1 protein-coding gene and 1 pseudogene are annotated in these 785 nt (G+C 71.0%); both read right to left on the bottom strand.

Annotated elements, in window-relative coordinates; all coding sequences use genetic code 11:
• Positions 1–103 precede the first annotated feature (103 nt).
• A complete protein-coding gene (gene ribH / locus NS220_RS18480) occupies positions 104–577 on the bottom strand; it encodes a 6,7-dimethyl-8-ribityllumazine synthase (RefSeq protein WP_058625431.1) in 474 nt (157 codons plus the stop codon).
• Positions 577–785, bottom strand: a pseudogene (locus NS220_RS18475) (bifunctional 3,4-dihydroxy-2-butanone-4-phosphate synthase/GTP cyclohydrolase II); the annotation flags it as partial. The pseudogene NS220_RS18475 and the gene ribH, both read right to left, overlap by 1 nt.

The raw sequence follows: 785 nt of genomic DNA, 5'->3' as shown, positions 1-785 counted from the left end.
TCGTCGGCGGGGCGGTGGCTTCGACATGCCCAGCCACCGCCCCGCCGACGAGAACGGGCCCGGCGACCGCACTGGTCACCGGGCCCGTCGTCCAGGAGACGCGTCAGCCCCGCAGCTCCCGCAGCACGAGAGCGGTACGGATCGCCGCGTCCGCGGCCTCCTCGCCCTTGTCCTCCTTGGAGCCCTCGAGACCGGCTCGATCCAGGCCCTGCTGCTCGTCGTCGAGGGTCAGCACGCCGAATCCGACGGGCTTGCCCGTGTCGAGGGCGACGCGCGTGAGGCCGTCGGTCGCGGCCGACGAGACGAACTCGAAGTGCGGCGTCCCGCCCCGGATGATCACGCCGAGGGCGACGACGGCATCCGCCCCGGCGTCCAGCGCCGTCTTGGCGGCGACGGGAAGTTCGAAGGACCCCGGGACGCGAACCACGCGGTACGTCGCGCCCGTGGCATCCAGAACCCTCTTCGCCCCCGCGATGAGGCCCTCGGTGATGACCTCATGCCAGGTGCCGGCGATGACGACGACGTTCAGGCCGGACGCGTCGACGCCGCCGGTCTCGGGTGCTCCACTGCCGGCCATCAGGCGCTCTCTTCCTTCATGTGCGCGAGGGCGTCGCGCAGGTCGTCCTCGGCGATGACGTGACCCATTCGGTCGCGCTTCGTCTCGAGGTACTGGTGGTTGTTCGGGCCGACGCCCACGAGGAGGGGTACCTGCTCGACGACGTCGAGGCCGAAGCCGCGCAACTGCTTCACCTTGTCGGTGTTGTTGGTCAGCAGGCGCACCTGCC

This window comes from Microbacterium testaceum, assembly GCF_001476655.1.
Classification (GTDB): Bacteria; Actinomycetota; Actinomycetes; order Actinomycetales; family Microbacteriaceae; genus Microbacterium; species Microbacterium testaceum_C.
Note: the sequence above shows the minus strand (reverse complement) of the source record. Positions and strands in the feature narration are given on the sequence as shown.